Raw genomic sequence first — 21,305 nt, 5'->3', positions numbered from 1 at the left:
TATATTAAATGTGGAGGTGCCAGTATGGCAGGAACAACAAAATTACCAAAAAGAGATGAAATACCAAAAGAATTAACATGGGATTTAGAAGATATTTATGCTACAGATGATGATTGGGAAAAGGAATTTTCAGAAGTGAAGGAGATGTTCCCAAAACTGACGGAGTTTCGCGGTAAATTAGGTTCTTCAGGAGAAAAATTGTATGAAGCATTACAATATCAAAATGAAATATCTAAAAAACTAAGTAAGCTTTATACATATAGTCATATGAGGTATGACCAGGACACAACAAACTCCTTTTATCAAGGTTTCAATGACAGGGCTAGCCAGCTTGTTTCACAGGTTACAAATGCCGCATCATTTATTACTCCAGAACTTTTGGCAGTGCCTGAAGAGAAAATTAAACAATTCTTAACTGAGTATCCTGAACTTCAATTATATAAACATGCTTTAGAACAACTGAATCATCAACGTCCACACGTATTAAGTGAAAAAGAAGAATCATTACTAGCACAAGCTAGTGAGGTAACGGAAAACTCTGCTAATACTTTCGGCATGTTAAATAATGCAGATATGAAGTTTCCTGAAGTGAAGGATGAAGAAGGAAATGACGTCGAAATTACCCATGGCCGTTACATCCGTTTCCTAGAGAGTGACGATGTAACTGTTCGCAGAGATGCTTTTAAAGCTGTTTATGAAACGTATGGTAAGTATAAAAATACTTTTTCCAGCACACTTAGTGGAAATGTTAAGAAGAATATATTTAATGCAAATGTAAGGAACTATGATTCTGCTCGTCAAGCAGCATTAAGTAAAAATCATATTCCAGAAGTGGTGTATGATCAATTAGTATCTACTGTTAACGATCACTTGCACTTACTTCACAAATACGTTAAATTACGTAAACGAGTACTTGGGGTAGACGAACTTCATATGTATGATCTTTATACTCCTCTAGTAAAAGAAGTTGATATGAAAATAAAATACGATGAAGCAAAGGAGCTTGTGAAAAAAGGTGTGAAGCCACTTGGAAGTGAGTATGTATCCATTATTCAAGAGGGATTTGATAATCGTTGGGTAGATGTGGAGGAAAATGTAGGTAAGAGAAGCGGAGCCTATTCATCTGGTGCGTATGGAACTAGACCATATATTTTAATGAATTGGCAGGATAATGTAAATAACCTCTTTACTCTAGCACATGAATTTGGGCATTCTGTTCATAGTTATTATACGCGTGAAACACAACCATACCCATATGCAAATTATTCCATATTCGTTGCAGAAGTTGCATCGACTTGTAATGAAGCTTTGTTGAATGATTACATGTTAAAAACAACAGAGGATAAGCAGAGAAGATTGTATTTATTAAACCACTTTCTCGAAGGCTTCCGAGGTACTGTTTTCCGTCAAACGATGTTTGCAGAGTTTGAACAGCTTATTCATGAAAAAGCAGCAGCTGGAGAGCCATTGACAGCTGATCACTTAAGCGAGCTTTATTATGATTTAAATAAAAAGTACTTTGGAGATGATATCGTAGTGGATGAGGAAATTGCATTAGAGTGGGCAAGGATTCCTCATTTCTACTATAATTTTTACGTTTATCAGTACGCTACTGGTTACAGTGCAGCTACGGCGTTGGCAAAGCAAATTTTAGATGAAGGGGAGCCAGCAGTCGAGAGGTATATAGATTTCTTAAAAGCTGGAAGCTCAGATTACCCAATTAATGTTCTGAAAAAAGCGGGTGTCGACATGACTTCTCCAGAACCAATAAAGCAAGCACTATCTGTCTTTGAAGAAACACTAGAAGAGCTCGAATCATTACTTTTTGAAGAGTAAATAATAAGGGAGTATACAGCTGCCAATGGTGCAGAGTATACTCCCATTTACGTTTATTAAATCGGATTATTTTCTATTTATCTATCTCAAGGTACGTGACTTAAAGCCTTTAAACCGATGGCGTTCATTAAGTAAGTGAACAAACAAGGTAATTGTGCAGAAAAGTAAAGGAATGGCTATTATTTTTGGGAAAATATTCAAAAGACTTAGTATCATAAGTAAAAAACAAATGATGATTGCAATGCCCGTAGTGATGAGAAAAAACAGCATTGATTTTTCCTCCTCATTCAATAAAATAAAAGGTTATAATCAACTATATGCATTCATTTTATGAATTAGGACAAGAAGTAGCTGTGTGTCAAAACTGTGAATTTATTCACGAGTATATTGTGTTCTAACGTTAATTTTGATAAATTATAGTTGTGAAGGGAATCACATAACTCCCCCTTAGCTTATGTGAAGGTCGTCATAACCCCTGGACGAATCCCTTATATAAATAATATGACAATGTTTTCTTGAGAAAATCAGGTTACCCCACCTGGTTTTTTTCATTGTTTATTATAAAATACTCTTTCGTGTTCGATTAGGGGCCTATCTCACGTGAGATTCTCACTTTTGCTCATTTTCGCGTTCGATTAGCGCTCTATCTCACGTGAGATTCTCACTTTTGTTGATTTTCGCGTTCGATTAGCTTTGTATCTCACGCGAGTTTCTTGTTTTTGTTGATTTTCGCGTTCGATTAGCGCTCTATCTCACGTGAGATTCTCACTTTTGTTGATTTTCGCGTTCGATTAGCTTTGTATCTCACGCGAGATTCTTGCTTTTGTTGATTTTCACGTTCGATAAGCTAGGTATCTCACGCGAGATTCTTGCTTTTGTTGATTTTCACGTTCGATTAGCTAGGTATCTCACGCGAGATTCTCACTTTTGCTCATTTTCGCGTTCGATTAGCGCTCTATCTCACGTGAGATTCTCACTTTTGTTGATTTTCGCGTTCGATTAGCTTTGTATCTCACGCGAGTTTCTTGTTTTTGTTGATTTTCGCGTTCGATTAGCGCTCTATCTCACGTGAGATTCTCACTTTTGTTGATTTTCGCGTTCGATTAGCTTTGTATCTCACGCGAGTTTCTTGCTTTTGTTGATTTTCGCGTTCGATTAGCGCTCTATCTCACGGGAGATTCTTGCTTTTGTTGATTTTCGCGTTCGATAAGCTAGGTATCTCACGGGAGTTTCTTGCTTTTGTTGATTTTCGCGTTCGATAAGCTAGGTATCTCACGCGAGTTTCCCACTTTTGTTCATTTTCGCGTTCGATAAGCAGTCAATCTCACGCGAGATTCTCACTATTGCTCTTTTTAATGTCTAGTCTATAGCGTTCTTGCACCTCTTTAAATGGATTGCCAGTAAAAAAAGCCGCCCAAAAGTTAATGCTTTACGGACAGCCTTCCTATCAGGCGAAATTATTCAATATATTGCCAAAGCGTCCCATTTTTTACTGGAACCTTTTTTACTACATTCTTAATTTGTAATTTCTTCATCTGTTTTTCCACTTCTTCAAGCGTCCAATCGAATACTACACTAATTTCTTTAGCTGCTACTAGAGAATAAAACTTCAAAAACGCTTCAAGAGGTAGTGGAGGACACTTCTCCATTTCCTTATCTAACATATCTTCCATGATGTTAACATAAACGTGATAATCGTATAATCCTGTAACTTTTAGCCCAGGTTCTTCTACATCGTCATTAAAAAATACTAATGTAGGAACTGAAGTAACACCCATTTCTTTCGTTGTTTTTACATCAGACTGAAAAGCTTTTGTTGCGCTTTGAGAATGGATATCTTTCTTGAATTCTTCAATATCCATACCTTCTACTTCTTTGGAGCAGTCAATTAAAACCTCATTAGAAGCTATGTTCCTTTTGTGTAAGAACAATGCTTCTCGTAACCTACGAAGATATTTAAATCCAATCGCTTTCCCTTGTAGCTCTGCAGCCTTTACCCCAATAATAGCGTTATAAGGTGTGAATGTATTATCAGTCCACACATCACCATCGCAAGGCATTCCAGTTCTTTTAGCAGTTTCGTTGTAAGTTTTAGCTAATTGTTTTAATTGTGAACCATTTTTTGAACCACATGGTTGATTAAGTGATTTTAATTCATTTCCTAAAAAAGTTTTTAAAGTGAAATATGGTGAATATTCCATTTGTAACTTTTTAATAATTGGTTCCAAAGCCCAGCACTCAGGACATAATGGATCAATAAAGATATAAATTTCAATTGGCTTCTTTCCTCTTTCAGGTAGATAAAAGGAAGATGGTTCTTCAGGACAGCATAGTCCTAATTCATCATCGCATACAAATGTCTCTTCCTTTCGTGACATGGGCCATCCCTCCTTGCTTAAAAGTGCTTTTGTTGTCATTCATTTGTGTTAATCATGTGTTTTGCTGTATAGGTCAAGCGTTCAAAGATATACTCTTTTACCGCTAAATCAACATCTGTTTCATCTAAGGCTGACTTCATACAATTCAACCATGATTCTGCCCTTGTAGGTGTGATCGGAAAAGGCATATGTCTTGCCCTAAGCATTGGATGTCCATGTTCCCTAGAATATAAGGAAGGCCCCCCAAGAAACTGTGTTAAAAATTGTTTTTGCTTACGCGCAGTTTCAGTTAGGTCGTCCGGAAATATTGGGGAAAGGTTTGGGTCGTCTGACACAAGTTCATAAAACCGATCCACTAGTTCACTAAGTGTCTCCTCACCAATCATGTCGAAAGGTGTCTGTTTATTTTCGTCATTCATACAATGCTCCTTTTGTTTTAAAGAGAATAAGCACTTATTTATAATTCTTTTAATATCTTCTGAAGTTTTATCATTTATATTCTATAAGTTATGCTTATTGTAGCAAGCATCTTGCCTGTCATCAACAAATGTGAATTATCGATACAAGTTATGCACAGTGGTAATGGTAATTTTATGCAATTAATGTCGTATTAAGTACAAAAAAATTAATAAACACCGCCAATGGCGATGTTTATTTAGATAAATATTTATTCTAGTTTCAAGACCAATTCACTGCGGGGCTCTTCGTTTGTGCCCTTGTGACCAGAGGCGCTTGTGGTTATCTTAAACTTGTAAAAGTTATATAGATGCCGTATTAGCTAACTCGTTAAATGTCTTCAAGACTTTTGGTACATAATTTCTTGTCTCTTTAAATGGCGGGATTCCACCATATTTATCCACGTTCCCAGGTCCTGCATTGTAAGCTGCCAATGCTAGGGAAGTGTCGCCATTATATCTATCTAGCATAGATCTTAAATATTTTGTTCCACCCTCTATATTTTGTCTTGGGTCAAAACTATCTGTTACTCCTAGTCCCCTAGCTGTTTGTGGCATGAGCTGCATTAACCCCCTAGCTCCTGCGTGACTGACAGCATGAGGCCTGAAGCCAGATTCGTGCTGAATGACAGCATATATTAATCGTTGGTCCACTCCATATTTTTCAGAAGCTTCTTTAATATATGGCATGAATGCCTCATCACGATGACTGATACTTTTTAAGTCAGAAGAGCTAGGTACGGAACTTTGTACACTTTTGTTCTGAAGGGGCTGATTAAGTGTAAGCTCAAGTTTCTTATATAATAGGCTTTGGAAGGGACTGTCAACTTGTAATGATGGTGAAGAGAGCCTTCCAGACTGCTTTTCTCCCCATGAGCGGAGTATTTGCCATTGATAATAATCACTTGTCCAAATCGTTTTCATCAAGTTTCCTCCATTATTTCGTTTTATAGGAGATTCATTTTTCTATCATAAAATCTTTTTATCTTGTTTGGTGTTTTTCTTAATGGAATATCAAATTTTCTTAGTAGCTCATGAAAGAATTGTTCCCCTGCTTTCCTCTCTCCACACTCAAATTCTAGTTCAAAATCTGAAACATCAAGATAACTACTTTTGTCTAATACGAGCAGCCCTTGTTCCAGAGAGACTTCAGCACGCTCCGTTTGTAGTTCACCTAAAAATTTAAATGTTAAGCTACTTTTGTTTAGTAACTTTTCAATTTGAAGAACAACATCTCCACTTGGGAGGGCACCATTGTTTATTGCTGTTAGAGTTTCTTCTTCAGAGCATTTTTGATGTGTCTCTAATAAACCATCAGGATGGGGCTCTTTTAATGTAAGTACAAAATTATTCCCTTTTTTTCTAATTCGTAGTGCACTAGAATGTTTTTTTAACTCCATATTAGGTGTCTCAAAATAATAATTGATTTGGTTCTTAAAATCCTTTTGATCAATTGAAAACTCGGTCTTTAGTTGGTAAAATTCTGATTCGGTTAATAGATTTTTAAATTCGATTTCTACTTCTTGTTGCATGATATCACCTACACCATATATTCATAGCTTATATTATTCCATATGATCGGGGCATTTACAATAAGAAGAAAATGTTTGAACACCCCATATATCTCGCTTATAATACAATTGGTTAGATGTACCAATCGTTTAGGTTTTAATGGTAAAATTAGCTTAATATGATACACTAAACGTAAATTATATGATGGAGGATTCTTGAATGCAGTGGATTGTAGAAGACATAGAAATAAGAGACAATGTAAATTATGCACTAGTAAAATATACAAATATGAATGAAGTCGAAGGCTTAGAGCCTACGAGCCAAATTTTAGTTGATTCAGAGAGGCATGAGTTTGTTTATATTTTAGATCATCCAGAAGGCTATTCCCATCTACGCTTTACAAAAACAGTGTGGGGTACATTAGAAAGAATAAGACGTGAAACAAACGCCATGTGGGTATCATTCGTAAATGAAGATCATGTGATTGAATTTGAACTAGAAGATTTTTGGAGTGAACTACATGCACTAATAGAAAATATCCGTGGGAATAGTAATTACGGTGATTCAATGGTGCAAGCAGTGGAGGATGTTTTTAATTAAACTGCTCAATTAGTCTCGTTTGTAAAGTCGCATATGGTGAGATTACGGTACCTTGTGTAAACAAAGCAGATGGCACTTTTATTATAGCTTGGCGGTGATAACCATGATAGATTGGGATACAATGCTGTCCCCATATAAACAAGCGGTTGATGAGTTGAAAATTAAGTTGAGGGGCATCAGGGAACAATATCAGCTATCTTCAAAGCATACACCAATAGAATTTGTAACAGGAAGAGTAAAACCTGTTTCAAGTATTTTACAAAAAGCAAAGCGGAAAAATATTCCATTGAATGAGCTAGAGGAGAAAATGCAGGACTTAGCTGGAGTGAGAGTGATGTGTCAGTTTGTAGGTGATATTCACACAGTACTAGAGCTAGTACGGGCGCGAACTGATTTTGAAATAGTGGAAGAACGTAATTATATTAAAAATAAAAAGAGAAGTGGCTATCGCTCCTATCATTGTGTTTTAAGGTACCCTGTGCAAATGATTGAAGGTGGGGAAAAGGATATCCTTGTTGAATTACAAATTCGTACACTCGCTATGAACTTTTGGGCTACAATTGAGCATTCCTTGCAGTATAAATATGAGGGGAAGATACCAAAGGAAATTGAGCAACGGTTAGAAAGGGCTGCAGAGGCAGCATTCAGATTAGATGAAGAGATGTCTCAAATCCGTGGTGAGGTACAAGATGCACAACAAATCATTTCTAGAACACAAAATTCTATGCGTAGAGATACTTAATGCTTTGGAAAGGAAACTAAAATGAATTTTACTGTATTTTCCCGTGGTGACGCTGATTCAAATAAAATTTCAAATAAAATAAAACGCTATTTAGAGGAATTTCAATTAACGTACAATAGCGAAGAGCCAGATGTTGTCATATCTGTTGGTGGAGATGGAACGTTATTAGAAGCATACCATCAATATACTCATAGGCTTTCAGATACTTCTTTCGTTGGAGTACATACAGGACATCTTGGTTTTTATGCAGACTGGCAGCCAGAAGAAGTGGAAAAACTTGTCATACATATTGCGGAAACACCGTTTAAAGTAGTGGAATACCCCCTGTTAGAAGTCATAATTAGGCATCATGGTGAAAGGCAGTCTGAAAGGTTCTTAGCCTTAAATGAATGTTCGGTTAGGAGTATGGAAGGTTCTTTAGTGATGGACGTTGAAATTAAAGGGAATTTGTTTGAAACCTTTAGGGGTGATGGATTGTGTATTTCTACACCCTCCGGAAGTACAGCTTATAATAAAGCTCTAGGTGGAGCGATTGTACACCCATCTATTCCTTGCCTTCAATTAGCTGAGATGGCATCTATAAATAATCGTGTATATAGGACCATAGGTTCGCCCTTAGTTTTACCTCAGCACCATACATGTTTGCTAAAGCCTGTTAGTTCTGTTGATTTTCAGGTAACACTTGATCATTTAACTTTATTACAGCAAAATGTAGAATCTATTCAATGTAGAGTTGCAGAGGAAAAAATACGTTTTGCCAGATTCCGTCCGTTCCCATTCTGGAAAAGGGTGAAGGAGTCCTTTATTACCGAATGAAACCACTAAACAAACTGCTGACAATGACCTGGACTGTATCTAATTCAGAGGAGGGATTAGTTCTTAGGGAATTTTTAAGAGCTAGGAAACAACTTTCAAGAAAAACTCTTGCAGACATAAAGTATGGCGGTGGGAATATTGAGGTGAATGATGCCCCAGTTACTGTGAGGCATCTATTAAAAAAGGGTGATATCGTAAAAATTACTTTCCCAGCAGAGAATGTAAGTGGTGTGATACAGCCATTTTATCTACATTTAGACATAGTTCATGAAGATAATCATCTTCTAATTGTTAATAAACCACCGCATTTACCAACCGTACCATCTATTCATAACGAACATTCATTAGCAGGTGCGGTTTTGTTTTACTACCAGCAGTGTGGAATACCATCAACCTTTCATGCAATTAATCGTTTGGATAAAGATACTTCTGGTTTATTGATGATTGCTAAGCACAGATATGCCCACGATCAATTTGTCCGAATGCAAAATAAAGGGGAAATTAAGCGAACTTATAGAGCCCTTGTTCATGGGCAGTTGACAGTTGAATCTGGAACAATTGATTCTCCTATAGGGAGGAAGGATGGGAGTATTATAGAACGAGTAGTACGACCAGACGGTCAAAGGGCAGTAACCCATTTTCAAATCATAAATGTATATCATAATACGTCTCTAGTGGAGTTAACATTAGAGACAGGTCGGACGCATCAAATACGTGTCCACATGAGCCATTTAGGGCACCCCCTGATAGCAGACACACTATATGGGGGGATAAGGGAAGGCCTTTCCCGTCAAGGGCTACATGCTTCTAGGCTAGATATTTATCATCCAATTGTCGAAAGGTATTTTACGTTTGAAACTAATCTTCCTACTGATATGTTGGGTTATATTGCACAATGTAATAGCTAGAGGCTAGAGGGACAATGCTGATAAAAATGACAATAAACTTTAAACAAATTCCGCCCATTTGAACATGCTAGTATGGATCGAATGGGCGGAATTTTTCTTCTACAAAGGCTTGGTGAGAGGGCGTGGATACAAAAGTTTTCTCTGGCCAACGGTAGGCTGTTAACTGATTACCAAAGACACACCCTGTGTCTATATTGATCGTATTTTTAACCTTTCGTGGCTCTTTCACAGGACTATGTCCATAAACAACTGTTGCCGAATAGTCATACTTATTCGGCCAATCCCTACGTACAGGTTTCCCATCAGGGTGCTTTTCACCAGTAATGTCACCATATAAAACGAATGTCTTTACACTCTTATTAGTTTTACCAATATCGTTGGGTCGAATTCCAGCATGGGTTACAACGAGGTTATTATGATCTAGCATTAAATATAGAGGTGATGATTCGTATAAATTCTTAAAAAGTGATGAAATATGATTAAATTCTTTACTGTTTAGTACCTCTAATTCTGCTACAGTAGTTTCAAGTCCGTGGCTAATTACAACGTTCCTTCCAAGAAAATAACGGTATAGTTTATCACAATGATTTCCCGGACAATATAGTGCATTACTTTCCTTCACCCAACGACAAACGGCATATATTACAGCAATGGAGTTAGGTCCCCTATCTGTTAAGTCTCCAAGAAAGACAGGTTTACGCCCCTCTGGATGTGATAAACCTCCGTCATTAAGCTCGTATCCTAATTTATCTAATAGCTCGTTCATTTCTTGAAAGCAACCATGTATATCTCCAATTATATCGTACATCATATCCCCCCTAAGCATAGTCTTCCTAAAATATAATATATAACATCACGAAAAAATTGGAAATTCTTAATAATTCTCTAATGGAATTGTTAACTAGCATTGACTAAATACATATAACTAGTTAAAATTAGCACTAGGTACTAATAACAACTGATATGATATTGGGAGGTTTTAAGCATGAAAATTGATTTATCAAACCGGACCTATGTAATTATGGGCGTAGCAAATAAAAGAAGTATCGCTTGGGGGATAGCAGAATCTCTCTCTAAGGCAGGTGCAAGATTAGTATTTACATACGCAGGTGAACGTTTTGAAAGAAACGTGAAGGAATTAGCTGATACATTAGAGAGGAAGGATTCTCTCATTTTACCTTGTGATGTTTCCAATGATGAAGATATTGAATCTGCCTTTAAACAAATTGGGGAAGAAGTTGGGCAGGTTCACGGGATTGCCCATTGTATCGCCTTTGCAAATAGGGATGAAATTGTTGGAGAATATTTAAACACAACGCGCGACGGATTTTTATTGGCACAAAATATTAGTGCATATTCCCTTACTGCTGTTGTTAAAGCGGCACGTCCATTAATGACTGAAGGGGCAAGTATCGTCACGTTGACGTATCTCGGTGGTGAGCAGGTAGTGAAGAATTATAATGTCATGGGTGTTGCGAAGGCATCATTAGATGCAAGTGTAAAATACTTGGCAAATGATCTTGGAAAAGAGAACATTCGAGTAAATGCTATTTCCGCAGGGCCAATTCGAACACTTGCGGCAAAAGGGATTGGTGGCTTTAACGAAGTTTTAAAGGAAATGGAAGAAAAGGCACCATTAAAACGAACTGTCACACAAGAAGAAGTGGGGAACACAGCTTTATTCTTAATGAGTGATTTAGCAAGTGGTATCACTGGTGAATTATTACATGTGGATGGTGGGTACAATACAATTGGATTAATGTAAAATTGTAATAGTGATAAAAAGCCTGGGACATATCTAAGTGTTTAACTGAAAATACGAACAATATTAACAATAGCGTAGTATATTTTTGAAGCAATGTTCGGATTATTCATATGTTAAAACACTTATGGCCCAGGCTCTTTTTATTGAGACATTTCAAATTATATTCCCCAATACTTCTCTTTGTTCATATGAATATATGGAAAGAGTAAATGACTTAATTGGGGAGATGCATTATATGACATTTGGAATGTTTCATTTTGTAGTATTCTCTTTAGCAGTTGCTAGGTTAACCCATCTTTTCGTATATGACAGCATTACAGAATTTTTTAGAAAAGTAATTGTTGTCTATGAACAGGAAGTGGATGAAGATGGAAATGAAGAAACTGTAATTGTGATTAACGAAAAAGGTTGGAGAAAATGGTTAGGTGAATTGATAACTTGTCATTGGTGTATGGGGATATGGTCAAGTATTATTTTATGGATTGGATATGTTTTGGTGCCTAATGTTTTTTCCGTTATCATCATTATTCTTGCAGCAGCAGGATTAGCTGCTATTATTGAGTCAATCATTGTGAAATGGCTATTATGATGCAAAAAATACCTAAGCAGTGGGCATTTTTTTTAAAGATATAAGGATATAGAATTTACTGCTGGAATACCCTTTTTGTAATTACGAGCATAAAAGAAACCTTCTATTAAGTAATGAGAGTATTCAGGTGAATGTTCAACTGAAATGTTAAAGTTTGAGAACTTCCTAGTCTCAAAGGGCTTCAATTCTTGAAAATGGAGTGGCTTTATCCAATGCTCTCCTTTTCCATTCACTGTTTCTCTCCAATTTTTTTGTGAATAAGTCCATTCCTCATTTTCTTCAATTAAATAATCATCTGTTAGTGGCTGCTTTGCACTAATTTTACCCCCAAAATTTACTTTGCCTATTGGTTTTACTCGAAAGCAAATAACAGGCTCAATAAACACTTGATCAGATATGTTTTGAAAAACAAAATTTCCAAATATGTCAACTCTGTTCTCCTCTTCTACAGAACCTTCGAAAAACGATGAGTAGGAAAAATAAGATTGTACGGGTAATACATTTTTTTCGAATTCCTCTTTAAACAAATCTTCTCTTTTTTCTTCGAGTGTCTCTTCCGGTTCTAATTGTTTTCCCTGTTTTGCGAGGTTAATAATTTGTCTTTTATACTTTTCTAGCTCTGAACGATAATGTAGTACTTTTTGATTAAGTTGTGTTATTTTATCATCTTTATTTTTTATTATCTTTTGATATTTGTTTGACATTTATTTTGCCCTCCCTTTTAGAATAGCTATACCAAATATGTATGCATATAATATGGGGGTAAGTATAAGATTTTGATTATAATTGGTAATTATTTATGCTTCCATCCTCAGTGTTGAGAAGGATATAAAAACAAAAAATCAGATTGATGAAAACATCAATCTGATTTTTGTAGTCCCGTAGCTTAGTGTTTAGGAGGAAAGATTTCTGGACATTGTGGTGGGAACGTGATTTTTGGACATTTCTCCTCGAATATAGGCTCTATCATATCCTCACGAGGTTTGCAAAGACGTCCTTCTATTTCTACTTTTACATCTGCCTCTGCTTGGACTGAGAGACAAAATGTTTTTGTTACGGCTAACTCGACAAATTCACCGTTGCTGCAGCAAAGTACACCATTTCCAAAGAAATCAAAGATATGACAGTTAATTTCAGTTCCTTCAGGCGCACATAATAAAAACTTTTGTGGGATACAGAATGGTATCGGGCTAGACACACATACAACTTCATTAGTTACTTCGTTTCTCAATTCGACTACATAGAATCCTTCTAGTTTCAACTTAACGAGTTGTAGCTCTACTCCTAGTTCTTCTACAAAAATGTCTTGTCTAGGACCTACTTCTCGACAATCAATTTCGGACGCGTCAATTTCATCTCCATCTTCGTCAGTAGGAATTATATTTACGATAAAATCTTCATCATCATTTAAGAATTCACATGGATCAACTTCATCGTTTTCTTCAATATCGTTACATACAAAGGCTAACCTATCAAGACTATCAAATTGACGCTCTCTATCTACTTGACGCGTGACCCAATCGTATACTTTTGGAACCCTTACACAAAGACGTTCTAATTTGGACATTATTGTATTCATCCTTTCATTAATAATATTCTTTTATCGGGACTACTTCATCATATGAAAAAGTGTAATATTTGTACTTTGTTTTTCAATTGTTGGGCTCAGGTTAGCAACTTTGGGCAAAAAGGAACATATAATAGTGTCGGTCACAGTATCATCTAATCTATTTCAGGGAGGGGAAATGAGTGCAAAGAAAAAAATCACTTACAACTACACAGTTACAACAGAAGGTGATCCACCTACAATCGGAATTATCTAAATGTCGTCAAAAAATCGCTGATTACCAGAATAATTATCATTATCAATTATTAGAGGAACTCAAAGAAAAAAATCAAGTTTTAGAGAGTAGGAACAAATTGTTAGAAAGGAGCTTTAAAGAGGTACATGAAGAGAAGGACAGGAAAGAAAAGGAAAATGCAGAATTAATAGAAAAGCTTGATGAAGTAAATAAAATGAGAGATGCATTGAATGAAGAGTTAGAAAGTCTTAAGGAAAATAATAAACATAGTGATAACAATAGTGAAGTATTAAGTAGTGAGGATTCAACAATAGATAATGAAGGAGTTGACTGGTTTACGCGGAATGTTCAAAAGGAAGCACAGCAAAGAAAATATAAGAAAAATTAAAAATAGTTAAAACACTAATGTTTCCTTAATAGGGCATTAGTGTTTTTCATGCTTCAAAGGTATTCTTTACCTTATGTCACCAATAGTAATGTCTATTTACTGCATACTTTTCACAGATAGATAATCAACTGAATACGATATTGAAGTAATTATAACTGTTTTCCAGTATTTTCTTTTGAGTAAAATAGACGGAAGGTAGATGAATAATGACATGGTAGCTTCGGAAAATACGTATTTAGGTATTCTTACTAATTCAAGACATTTAAGAAAACTAAAACAAAACAAACTCTCAAAACAAACACTAGTTGGTGCATTAAAGAAGGTGGATATACAAGTATACTTTTTTACTTTAAAGAAGGTTGATTTTATAAATAAAAACATTACAGGAGTCTTTTATAATCATAAAACTGGTAGGTGGGGAGAAAAAAAGTTCCCAATCCCACATGTTATATATAGACGAACAGCTAGTTTAAATAAACCTAAATATTCTAGGCTAAAAAAGTTGCTTAAGGACCATAAAGTGAAACGATTGAATTATGAAAATAGCTTTAATAAATGGAAGGTTTATCAAGGGTTAAGTCAATTGGAAGACATGACCCCCTATTTACCAGTTACAAAACGCTACAATTCAAAAGTTGGAATAAAAAAGATGTTAAAAAATTACACAACAGTTTATCTAAAAGCTTATAAAAGTGCTCGTGGAAAGCAAATAATGCGTGTGAAAAAAATAAATTCTAACAAGTTTGAGTATAGTTATTATTCAAAAAAACTTGTAAGAAAAAATGTTAGAACGTATAAGGAACTTTTTAATAAAGTAGATGATTATTTCTATACTGATGAAATATTAATGCAGCCAGGAATTGATTTACTTTCTTATGGTAATAGGTTAGTTGATTTTCGTGCGGAGGTCCAGAGAAACGGGAAAGGAAATATTGAAATTATTGCTATTAGTGCTCGTGCAGGAAGCGAGAGTTCTCCAATTACAACACATGCATTTAGTTATCCTTATGATTACTTTTTCAAGACATTGATGAAATACGATGAACAGGAATTTTCTTTATTAGAAAAGAAAGTTAAGGAATTTTTAGAGACAACGTACAAATCAATTGAAAGTATATACGGTAAATGTGGTGAAATAGGGATAGATTTTGGAATAGACCAAGAAGGGGATATATGGTATATAGAGTGCAATTCCATGTCAGCAAAAGTATCTCTTAAAAAGGCATTCGGTGATGATGGAATGAGAATGTCATACGTCGCACTTTTAGAGTATGCTAAATATATTGCAAATAATAAAGGCGGATTAATTTAATCAAAAATTAATCCGCCTTTTCCTATTAGGAAACATTTTGTGAATTTAAAGATACCATATTTCCTTCGTTAAATAATTCAGGCTTATCTGTTAGTAATTTTGCATAACCAAGCAAGTGGTTGTAAGTTTCTCGTACTTTTCCACTTCCATAAGCCTTACGTAATGACACTTTTTTCGTTTGCGCGTTCGTTTCAATAAACCATAGTTTGTGATCCTGATCAATTCCGAAGTCAATTCCTAATTCTCCGCAAGATCCATAAATCTTCTCAATATTTTTATATACATCTTTTAAGAATGTATTCATTTCCTGTTCTAATTGAATAAATTCTTTCTTTGTATAGTGTAATTTCTTTATAAAGAAGGATTCTAACTTGTAACTATTCCCATGTGTTGTAACAGGTGATTTTTTTTTGCCAGCCCGTACTGTAATGCCCGTTATATTAATTTGATTATTAATATCCCGTTGTAATTCCGCTCTGATGTCAAATGGCCGTCCGTTATATGTTTGAAAACGAATGGCTTCTTGTATAATAAATTCTTTATTCTGAAAAAAACTTTCTACATAGTTCACTAGTGATGAAAAACTTCGAAATGTTTTAATTCTTAATCTTGTTCTGAAGTATTGGCATTCATAATGGCTCGGAGAGAACTTGATCACCTTCAATACATCTTTTCCTTGCCCACTACAGTATTTCTTTAAATATAGTTCTTTATATTTATTGAGCATCGTCAAGAGACTTTTCCTATTTTCGTAATCAATGGTCTCTGGCAAGTATTTAGAGAAAAATGAGCTGTTTGAACACTGCTGATGAAGGTCCCATTTGTTAAAAATTCTATCATAATTAATAATCATTATATTCCTTTCTTCTATCTGCTTCAAAAACTTTTGACACTTCTCTTGATTTAAAGTACTTACTCTGCGGTACAGTATATTGGGATATGGAAACTGGTTTCTTGTCCATTTGTTTAGGTGGGTATCAAAATAGATCCCGTTAATCTCCTTAGTATTATAATCAATATCTTTCTCGCAAAAAAAATAAAGGGTTGTTTGCCAATTTTTATTTGCTTCCACCATTTCCCTCCAAAGTAAACTCCCTTTATTTTTTTCTATTTTGTTTATACTATTACTAGGCAAAAAAACGCCAATAATTGTAGTTTGCTCTTTTGTGTTTTCCTCCATTAGTATCACCTTTTTTGTTTGTAGTTTTGATATCCCTATTTCAAAATTAGTATATGAATGCATGACTTAGAGCGTATAGACAATTACAACAGCATTTGAATGAATAACAGAAAAGCACCTTAAGAAGAGACACTTTTCACCATTCAGCTCAAATAAGTGCCTCATTAAATTTAATAGATTTTATTTGGAATTATAAAGAATTATAAATTCTTTTAAACTTGTTTTACTAGTGTGAGAAATGAATTTCAGATCCTTGATAATAGCTTTTTTTGGTCCATTTTTAATTTTTTCGATAAAATTGTGCATATTAGAAGCCGAGCCCCTTCCTAGAATTTCTACAGTTCCATCAGGATTGTTTCTGACCCAGCCTACAATATTATTTAAGCGGGCATGTTTTCTAGTAAATTTTCTGAATCCAACTCCTTGAACTTTACCGTAAACAATAAACCGTTTTGTCTCCATATATTTCTTCCTTTCGTTAAGGGTATAGTAAACAACATGGATATTATAGATACATCCTATTCAAATATCGTTCGATCATTTTTATTTTCATCAAAGCCAGAAAGGGTTTTTGCGTATTCAAGTGGCACTGGCATGATCTTTTTGTATATATCTGGGAATTGGTTGTTGTTGAATGTGGTATGTTGGTATCTGAGGTTTAATTCAAGAAACCAAATCTTTAGGTTTTTATCTATGATTAAATCGAGTGCAACATCCCCAATTTTTTTGTCACTCTTATCAATTACTTTACAAACTTTGATAGATGCGTTATTTATTTCTGTGATAACTTTATTTGTTTCTTCTTGACTTAATGAAAACATCTTTTTTATTAGTTCATGTCCATATAAGGCTTTATATCGATGGTGGCTATTTGTGATTACACTACCTTTTTTTGCCACTCTCGCAACTAACCCTTGTACTTGCCATTCTCTATTTTTGTCTTTTTGCATATAAATACGAAAATCAACGTTACGTTTTTGATATTTTGTTGGGACTCCTTGTTGGATTATATAATTTTTTGTCAAAAACTTTTTTAAAAAATCATGAAGTTGAGACCAATTACTAAAAGATCTTTTTTTTCTATAGGGGTCCATCAATACGTAGGACCTTTTCCTTCTTCGAATCATGACAATGCCTTTACCTAATGAGCCATAGCGTGGTTTCAGATAAATAGTGTTATACCTTTTCAACAATCTCTTTACTTGTCCAACATCCGTAAATTGCTCAGTATGTGGTAAGAATTTTCTAGTTTCTTTATTGGAGTGGACAATATTTCTAAATGTCCATTTATTGAAAATATCATTAAAAATAGAAGTACCAATCTTTCTAACAAGCTCTTTTTTAACTTTTTTCTTCAAGTGTGTTCTGGTGTATACCGCACTTGGATAAGGGAAAGTCCCATAAACCCAACTGGATTCTTTACTCTTTACATTTGGATTGTAGTAGTAGCCCGAAATTGATTGGTTTTTTATGTTAATATCGTTTGAACCACAAATAAAAACCAGACCTTTAATTTCATGATATTTTGTCATTCTTTTATTAAATTTTTTTAAATCCTTTGTTTTCAGTTTCTTTATAGTACTTAATTTTGGGACAAAAGCAATGATTGGACCAATAAAAATAGAATTTCCCTTCTTCATTACTTGGTACTGTAAGTCTGAAGGTACAGTGTAATGATCAAATAACCCCTTAGGAATTCCAAATGTTCCTCTAGATAAGTCATTTTTAGTTTTAATAAACATTCTCCTTTTCCATGCTCCATAATGAAGCGTAACTTTATCTTTTTTTAGATTATAGTTTTTTCTTGTTTGTTCGGATAAAAAGAGCGTATTCTTCTTTGAAGTTTGTAACCACTCTATCTTCATTTTATGATAGCCCTCCTAATTTCGACTCGTTTATCCAATCTATGAAGACGAGTATACTTCCGTTTGGATTACTGTTCACAATAGAAGCAACAATTGTATTTTTTCATTCATATGTCTATTAAAAAGATATGTAATCAGCCTTTTTTGGAGAAAATAGGCAATTTGTTGCACAAGCTTTTCTTACAAAAATAATATGAAATACACGTAAATGGGAGTGAAAGTTTTATAAGGAGGAGAGCTTATGGCAAGGAATAAACAGAGAATTCCTGTCATCGGAGTGACGGGGAGCGCTGGGAAATCTACTACCACAGCGTTTATCAATTCTATTCTCAAAACGAAGTGGACTAAAATAATGAAAACACCAGGAAATAGGAATCTGCCTAAGCATACAAAGGAGATGGTCAATAAAATTAGACCATATCATAAAGCAGTTATTTTAGAGATGGGTTTAGGCAGGGCTGCCGGCAAATATCACTTTAATCATATAAAGCCAACAATTGGAGTGATTACTAACGTAGGTACTGCTCATTATGGGAGGCTTGGAAATAGTATAAGTGCAACAGCTAAAAAAAAATCTGCGATGATTAAATATATGAATCCAAAGGGAATATTGCTTTTAAATAACGATGATCCAAATTCAAAATTATTAACAACTCACTTATTTAAAGGTTATCTTGTTACAGTCGGAATAAAAAATAAAGCACATTATCAAGGAAGAAATATTAAATATGAGAGAAATGGTATGAGTTTTCAAGTCTACTTGAATAATAGATTAGAAAGTTTTTTTATTCCCACATTTGGTGAACACAATGTAATTAATGCATTATTTGCAGTTGCAATAGCCCGAAAGCTAGGTTTTTCTCCACATGAAATTAGAAGAGGTTTAAAAAATTTTAAACCTCCGAGTCGTAGGTTGAGAGTCATTAATCTACCAGAAAATTCTACATTAATAGATGATACTTTTAACGCAAATCCACAATCAGTAAAAGCGGCAACTGATGTACTCGTAAACCTAGGTATAGGAAAGCAAAAAATTGCAGTAATAGGAAGCATGCTTGAGCTAGGAAGCTACACTAAGAAAGGACATTCTGAAGTCGGTAAATATTTAGCAAATAAAGGCGTTCATAGGATATTTACATTAGGTGAAAAAGCAGAAGGGATAAAAAAGGGAGCAATTGCATCTGGTTTTCCTAGAAGGAATATCCATTCATTTAAAAACCGTTCTTCATTACACCGATTGTTAAAATATCATATTACACCAAATATAGTCATCTTAGTGAAAGGATCTCATCGCATGTATATGAAAGAAACATCTGAATATATTGCAAATTATAGTCTCCGTAATCAAAAAAGAAAATGAGTCATTATGAAGACATGCTCAGAAAATCTACTGTAACTGTAATGTTGTATTTCAGGAGGTGTTTTTTTTGAAGAAAAAAGTGGCTATACTCTTTGGGGGGAACTCAACAGAACATCAAGTTTCCTTGCAATCAGTGAAGAGTATTGTTCATTCTATTGATAAAAGAAAATACGACGTTGTTTTAATTGGTGTTGATAAAGAAGGGAAATGGTACCTTTATGATAATTTGGATTCATGTATAAAAAATAGCCATGACCCAAATTCAATCGAGTTAGTAAAATCGGACAAGAGGATTGCATTAATTCCAGGCAATCATATTTATCCATTTATAGAGTTGCCTAGTGGAAAGGTTCTGGGAAAGATTGATGTTATATTTCCTCTACTTCATGGAGGGAGAGGAGAAGATGGGAGTATGCAAGGACTATTCCGTATAACCAACATGCCCTTTGTAGGTTCCTCTGTATTGGCCTCAGCAATATGTATGGATAAAGATTTTACAAAACGAATATTACTGCATGCAGGGTTAAAAGTAGCCAATTATACTACCTTTACAAAGAATGAGGAAAATAATATCCATTTTAAGAAAATAAAAAAACAATTAGGATTACCAGTGTTTATAAAACCAGCCAATCAAGGATCTTCTGTAGGTGTTAGCAAAGTTGAATCTGAAGACGAGTTTCATCTAGGAATTGAGGCAGCGTTTAGTTATGACAATAAAATTATTGTAGAGGAAGCAATAGATGGACGAGAAATTGAATGTGCAGTGTTAGGAAATAATTATCCAATCTCTTCTTTACCTGGTGAAGTAATGACCAATTCTTCATTTTATTCTTATGAAGCTAAATATATAGATGAAAAAGACAGCCAATTAATTGTTCCAGCAGTACTAGAGGATACGGTAGTTAAAAAAATGAAGCTGACAGCAATAAAAGCATTTGAGGCTATACAGTGTGAAGGATTGGCAAGGATAGACTTTTTCTTAACAAAAGATAACGATTTAATCATAAATGAAATAAACACCCTACCAGGATTTACAAAGCAAAGTATGTATCCAAAACTATGGGAGGCTAGTGGAAGATGTTATAAGGATCTTATAGATGATTTAATTAGGTTAGCAATTGAGAGGGGAGCAAGTAGGCATTCTGTTTAGTGCCAATCATTTACATTGCTCATATATTGTTATATAGCACAGAAATGGGGGAGGTTTAGTCTAATGAAAAAAAGAAGTCCGAAAGTATATGTACCAGTTAAACGACGTGTAAGAAAAAGCGATGGAGGTCATGTGAAAAAAACCGGTGGTTGCGGATGTGGAGGAAGGAAAAGAATAAAAAATCGGTAAGCACAATAATAGTTAAATATGATTTATTTCATAATGAAATTAGGATATAATTATAATGAGGTCAATATTTTAAAAATTCTGTCTTTTCTTGTAGAATGGAGGGACTTATATGGGTTACATTCCACCAGTTAGAGATGAGCAGACGATGATTTATGGATATAGACATCATTTAGAAAACAAAAAAAGCTTTTCTACACCACCATTGCACCCCATTGTTTTTAATGATTCATTAAAAGGGCTTCCAAATTCGAAAGGGAATTTGGAATTAGAATTTGAACAAGTAAATAAAATGAAGGAAATGCAACTAGGAAGAATATATGAAAACAAGTTATCAGGAAAAGGACATTACGTCGATGAGATTATTTAGTGTTGTAAAATACTAAATGCCTAGTTGACAGTATCGTTTTAAGTCGATTATAATTTAAAAAATAGTATGGAGAGCTTTCACCAATGTTATT

Annotated in this window: 23 protein-coding genes; 13 read left to right on the top strand and 10 right to left on the bottom strand. The window is 34.6% G+C overall.

What is annotated here, in order from left to right; all coding sequences use genetic code 11:
• Window positions 1-24 precede the first annotated feature (24 nt).
• On the top strand, window positions 25-1,836 hold the full coding sequence (gene pepF, locus BW724_RS14790) for an oligoendopeptidase F (protein WP_088075958.1): 1,812 nt from the start codon (window positions 25-27) through the stop codon (window positions 1,834-1,836).
• A gap of 1,457 nt (window positions 1,837-3,293) precedes the next feature.
• Here pepF and BW724_RS14780 read toward each other — a convergent pair.
• The 4 genes from BW724_RS14780 to BW724_RS14765 all read right to left on the bottom strand — a co-directional run bounded on the left by BW724_RS14780 (window position 3,294) and on the right by BW724_RS14765 (window position 6,201).
• Window positions 3,294-4,214, bottom strand: coding sequence for a ClpXP adapter SpxH family protein (locus BW724_RS14780; RefSeq protein ID WP_088075956.1), 921 nt, complete (start codon window positions 4,212-4,214; stop codon window positions 3,294-3,296).
• Between the two features lie 35 nt (window positions 4,215-4,249).
• Entirely contained in the window at window positions 4,250-4,633 is a 384-nt protein-coding gene (locus BW724_RS14775; protein WP_088075955.1) for a globin domain-containing protein, read from the bottom strand.
• A 339-nt stretch (window positions 4,634-4,972) separates the two neighbouring features.
• The gene (locus tag BW724_RS24375) at window positions 4,973-5,593 is read right to left on the bottom strand and encodes a lytic transglycosylase domain-containing protein (RefSeq protein ID WP_088075954.1); all 621 of its coding nucleotides are present in this window, start codon (window positions 5,591-5,593) and stop codon (window positions 4,973-4,975) included.
• Between the two features lie 23 nt (window positions 5,594-5,616).
• Window positions 5,617-6,201, bottom strand: a complete 585-nt coding sequence (locus BW724_RS14765; RefSeq protein ID WP_088075953.1) for a CYTH domain-containing protein — start codon at window positions 6,199-6,201, stop codon at window positions 5,617-5,619.
• Between the two features lie 199 nt (window positions 6,202-6,400).
• On the opposite strand from BW724_RS14765, the gene BW724_RS14760 reads away from it, so the two are divergent.
• The 4 genes from BW724_RS14760 to BW724_RS14745 all read left to right on the top strand — a co-directional run bounded on the left by BW724_RS14760 (window position 6,401) and on the right by BW724_RS14745 (window position 9,247).
• Window positions 6,401-6,781 carry a UPF0738 family protein gene (locus tag BW724_RS14760; RefSeq protein WP_088075952.1) on the top strand — a complete coding sequence of 127 codons (381 nt, stop codon included), beginning with the start codon at window positions 6,401-6,403 and terminating at the stop codon, window positions 6,779-6,781.
• Window positions 6,782-6,884: 103 nt separating this feature from the next.
• Window positions 6,885-7,523: a GTP diphosphokinase gene (locus BW724_RS14755; RefSeq protein ID WP_088075951.1), complete on the top strand. Its 639-nt coding sequence runs from the start codon at window positions 6,885-6,887 to the stop codon at window positions 7,521-7,523.
• Window positions 7,524-7,544: 21 nt separating this feature from the next.
• A complete protein-coding gene (locus tag BW724_RS14750; protein ID WP_088075950.1) occupies window positions 7,545-8,339 on the top strand; it encodes an NAD kinase in 795 nt (264 codons plus the stop codon).
• Window positions 8,336-9,247 (top strand): RluA family pseudouridine synthase, encoded by a 912-nt coding sequence (locus BW724_RS14745; RefSeq protein ID WP_088075949.1) that lies wholly within the window; start codon window positions 8,336-8,338, stop codon window positions 9,245-9,247. The genes BW724_RS14750 and BW724_RS14745 overlap by 4 nt, the downstream gene beginning before the upstream one ends.
• Window positions 9,248-9,314: 67 nt before the next feature.
• Here BW724_RS14745 and prpE read toward each other — a convergent pair whose 3' ends face one another.
• Complete coding sequence (prpE, locus tag BW724_RS14740) at window positions 9,315-10,058, bottom strand: bis(5'-nucleosyl)-tetraphosphatase PrpE (protein WP_176371420.1); 744 nt, start codon at window positions 10,056-10,058, stop codon at window positions 9,315-9,317.
• A gap of 174 nt (window positions 10,059-10,232) precedes the next feature.
• Here prpE and fabI point away from each other — a divergent pair, with 174 nt between their 5' ends.
• A complete protein-coding gene (gene fabI, locus BW724_RS14735) occupies window positions 10,233-11,012 on the top strand; it encodes an enoyl-ACP reductase FabI (RefSeq protein ID WP_088075947.1) in 780 nt (259 codons plus the stop codon).
• Between the two features lie 235 nt (window positions 11,013-11,247).
• Window positions 11,248-11,601: a DUF1360 domain-containing protein gene (locus BW724_RS14730; RefSeq protein ID WP_088075946.1), complete on the top strand. Its 354-nt coding sequence runs from the start codon at window positions 11,248-11,250 to the stop codon at window positions 11,599-11,601.
• Window positions 11,602-11,633: 32 nt separating this feature from the next.
• Here the strand turns inward: BW724_RS14730 and BW724_RS14725 are convergent, their stop codons facing one another.
• Both BW724_RS14725 and BW724_RS14720 read right to left on the bottom strand, forming a co-directional pair.
• Window positions 11,634-12,305 (bottom strand): hypothetical protein, encoded by a 672-nt coding sequence (locus tag BW724_RS14725; protein WP_088075945.1) that lies wholly within the window; start codon window positions 12,303-12,305, stop codon window positions 11,634-11,636.
• Between the two features lie 182 nt (window positions 12,306-12,487).
• Entirely contained in the window at window positions 12,488-13,168 is a 681-nt protein-coding gene (locus BW724_RS14720) for a BMQ_0737 family morphogenetic spore coat protein (RefSeq protein ID WP_088075944.1), read from the bottom strand.
• 182 nt (window positions 13,169-13,350) lie between these two features.
• On the opposite strand from BW724_RS14720, the gene BW724_RS14715 reads away from it, so the two are divergent.
• Both BW724_RS14715 and BW724_RS14710 read left to right on the top strand, forming a co-directional pair.
• Window positions 13,351-13,791, top strand: coding sequence for a hypothetical protein (locus BW724_RS14715; protein ID WP_088075943.1), 441 nt, complete (start codon window positions 13,351-13,353; stop codon window positions 13,789-13,791).
• A 199-nt stretch (window positions 13,792-13,990) separates the two neighbouring features.
• Complete coding sequence (locus tag BW724_RS14710; RefSeq protein WP_088075942.1) at window positions 13,991-15,103, top strand: YheC/YheD family endospore coat-associated protein; 1,113 nt, start codon at window positions 13,991-13,993, stop codon at window positions 15,101-15,103.
• Window positions 15,104-15,128: 25 nt separating this feature from the next.
• On the opposite strand, the gene BW724_RS14705 is transcribed toward BW724_RS14710, so the two are convergent.
• The 3 genes from BW724_RS14705 to BW724_RS14695 form a co-directional block, all read right to left on the bottom strand.
• Window positions 15,129-16,283 carry a YheC/YheD family endospore coat-associated protein gene (locus BW724_RS14705; protein WP_176371419.1) on the bottom strand — a complete coding sequence of 385 codons (1,155 nt, stop codon included), beginning with the start codon at window positions 16,281-16,283 and terminating at the stop codon, window positions 15,129-15,131.
• Window positions 16,284-16,463: 180 nt separating this feature from the next.
• On the bottom strand, window positions 16,464-16,745 hold the full coding sequence (locus tag BW724_RS14700; RefSeq protein ID WP_088075940.1) for an acylphosphatase: 282 nt from the start codon (window positions 16,743-16,745) through the stop codon (window positions 16,464-16,466).
• A gap of 56 nt (window positions 16,746-16,801) precedes the next feature.
• Window positions 16,802-18,148, bottom strand: coding sequence for a YheC/YheD family endospore coat-associated protein (locus BW724_RS14695; protein WP_088075939.1), 1,347 nt, complete (start codon window positions 18,146-18,148; stop codon window positions 16,802-16,804).
• Window positions 18,149-18,389: 241 nt separating this feature from the next.
• On the opposite strand from BW724_RS14695, the gene BW724_RS14690 reads away from it, so the two are divergent.
• The 4 genes from BW724_RS14690 to BW724_RS14680 all read left to right on the top strand — a co-directional run bounded on the left by BW724_RS14690 (window position 18,390) and on the right by BW724_RS14680 (window position 21,214).
• On the top strand, window positions 18,390-19,508 hold the full coding sequence (locus BW724_RS14690) for a UDP-N-acetylmuramoyl-tripeptide--D-alanyl-D-alanine ligase (protein WP_088075938.1): 1,119 nt from the start codon (window positions 18,390-18,392) through the stop codon (window positions 19,506-19,508).
• 58 nt (window positions 19,509-19,566) lie between these two features.
• Window positions 19,567-20,658 carry a D-alanine--D-alanine ligase gene (ddlA, locus tag BW724_RS14685; protein WP_328588719.1) on the top strand — a complete coding sequence of 364 codons (1,092 nt, stop codon included), beginning with the start codon at window positions 19,567-19,569 and terminating at the stop codon, window positions 20,656-20,658.
• Between the two features lie 63 nt (window positions 20,659-20,721).
• Complete coding sequence (locus BW724_RS24295; protein ID WP_268876154.1) at window positions 20,722-20,847, top strand: hypothetical protein; 126 nt, start codon at window positions 20,722-20,724, stop codon at window positions 20,845-20,847.
• Between the two features lie 109 nt (window positions 20,848-20,956).
• Window positions 20,957-21,214: a hypothetical protein gene (locus tag BW724_RS14680; RefSeq protein WP_088075936.1), complete on the top strand. Its 258-nt coding sequence runs from the start codon at window positions 20,957-20,959 to the stop codon at window positions 21,212-21,214.
• Window positions 21,215-21,305 lie beyond the last annotated feature (91 nt).

Source organism: Litchfieldia alkalitelluris, from assembly GCF_002153425.1.
Lineage (GTDB): Bacteria > Bacillota > Bacilli > Bacillales > Salisediminibacteriaceae > Evansella > Evansella alkalicola.
The sequence above is the reverse complement of the archived record's forward strand: the minus strand, read 5'-3'. Positions and strand labels throughout refer to the sequence as shown.

What these genes read in the sequence shown, in the direction of transcription:
- pepF (WP_088075958.1), top strand. Translation starts at nt 25, where the DNA reads ATGGCAGGAACAACAAAATTACCAAAAAGAGATGAAATACCAAAAGAA.
- BW724_RS14780 (WP_088075956.1), bottom strand. Translation starts at nt 4,214, where the DNA reads ATGTCACGAAAGGAAGAGACATTTGTATGCGATGATGAATTAGGACTA.
- BW724_RS14775 (WP_088075955.1), bottom strand. Translation starts at nt 4,633, where the DNA reads ATGAATGACGAAAATAAACAGACACCTTTCGACATGATTGGTGAGGAG.
- BW724_RS24375 (WP_088075954.1), bottom strand. Translation starts at nt 5,593, where the DNA reads ATGAAAACGATTTGGACAAGTGATTATTATCAATGGCAAATACTCCGC.
- BW724_RS14765 (WP_088075953.1), bottom strand. Translation starts at nt 6,201, where the DNA reads ATGCAACAAGAAGTAGAAATCGAATTTAAAAATCTATTAACCGAATCA.
- BW724_RS14760 (WP_088075952.1), top strand. Translation starts at nt 6,401, where the DNA reads ATGCAGTGGATTGTAGAAGACATAGAAATAAGAGACAATGTAAATTAT.
- BW724_RS14755 (WP_088075951.1), top strand. Translation starts at nt 6,885, where the DNA reads ATGATAGATTGGGATACAATGCTGTCCCCATATAAACAAGCGGTTGAT.
- BW724_RS14750 (WP_088075950.1), top strand. Translation starts at nt 7,545, where the DNA reads ATGAATTTTACTGTATTTTCCCGTGGTGACGCTGATTCAAATAAAATT.
- BW724_RS14745 (WP_088075949.1), top strand. Translation starts at nt 8,336, where the DNA reads ATGAAACCACTAAACAAACTGCTGACAATGACCTGGACTGTATCTAAT.
- prpE (WP_176371420.1), bottom strand. Translation starts at nt 10,058, where the DNA reads ATGATGTACGATATAATTGGAGATATACATGGTTGCTTTCAAGAAATG.
- fabI (WP_088075947.1), top strand. Translation starts at nt 10,233, where the DNA reads ATGAAAATTGATTTATCAAACCGGACCTATGTAATTATGGGCGTAGCA.
- BW724_RS14730 (WP_088075946.1), top strand. Translation starts at nt 11,248, where the DNA reads ATGACATTTGGAATGTTTCATTTTGTAGTATTCTCTTTAGCAGTTGCT.
- BW724_RS14725 (WP_088075945.1), bottom strand. Translation starts at nt 12,305, where the DNA reads ATGTCAAACAAATATCAAAAGATAATAAAAAATAAAGATGATAAAATA.
- BW724_RS14720 (WP_088075944.1), bottom strand. Translation starts at nt 13,168, where the DNA reads ATGTCCAAATTAGAACGTCTTTGTGTAAGGGTTCCAAAAGTATACGAT.
- BW724_RS14710 (WP_088075942.1), top strand. Translation starts at nt 13,991, where the DNA reads ATGAATAATGACATGGTAGCTTCGGAAAATACGTATTTAGGTATTCTT.
- BW724_RS14705 (WP_176371419.1), bottom strand. Translation starts at nt 16,283, where the DNA reads ATGGAGGAAAACACAAAAGAGCAAACTACAATTATTGGCGTTTTTTTG.
- BW724_RS14700 (WP_088075940.1), bottom strand. Translation starts at nt 16,745, where the DNA reads ATGGAGACAAAACGGTTTATTGTTTACGGTAAAGTTCAAGGAGTTGGA.
- BW724_RS14695 (WP_088075939.1), bottom strand. Translation starts at nt 18,148, where the DNA reads ATGAAGATAGAGTGGTTACAAACTTCAAAGAAGAATACGCTCTTTTTA.
- BW724_RS14690 (WP_088075938.1), top strand. Translation starts at nt 18,390, where the DNA reads ATGGCAAGGAATAAACAGAGAATTCCTGTCATCGGAGTGACGGGGAGC.
- BW724_RS24295 (WP_268876154.1), top strand. Translation starts at nt 20,722, where the DNA reads ATGAAAAAAAGAAGTCCGAAAGTATATGTACCAGTTAAACGACGTGTA.
- BW724_RS14680 (WP_088075936.1), top strand. Translation starts at nt 20,957, where the DNA reads ATGGGTTACATTCCACCAGTTAGAGATGAGCAGACGATGATTTATGGA.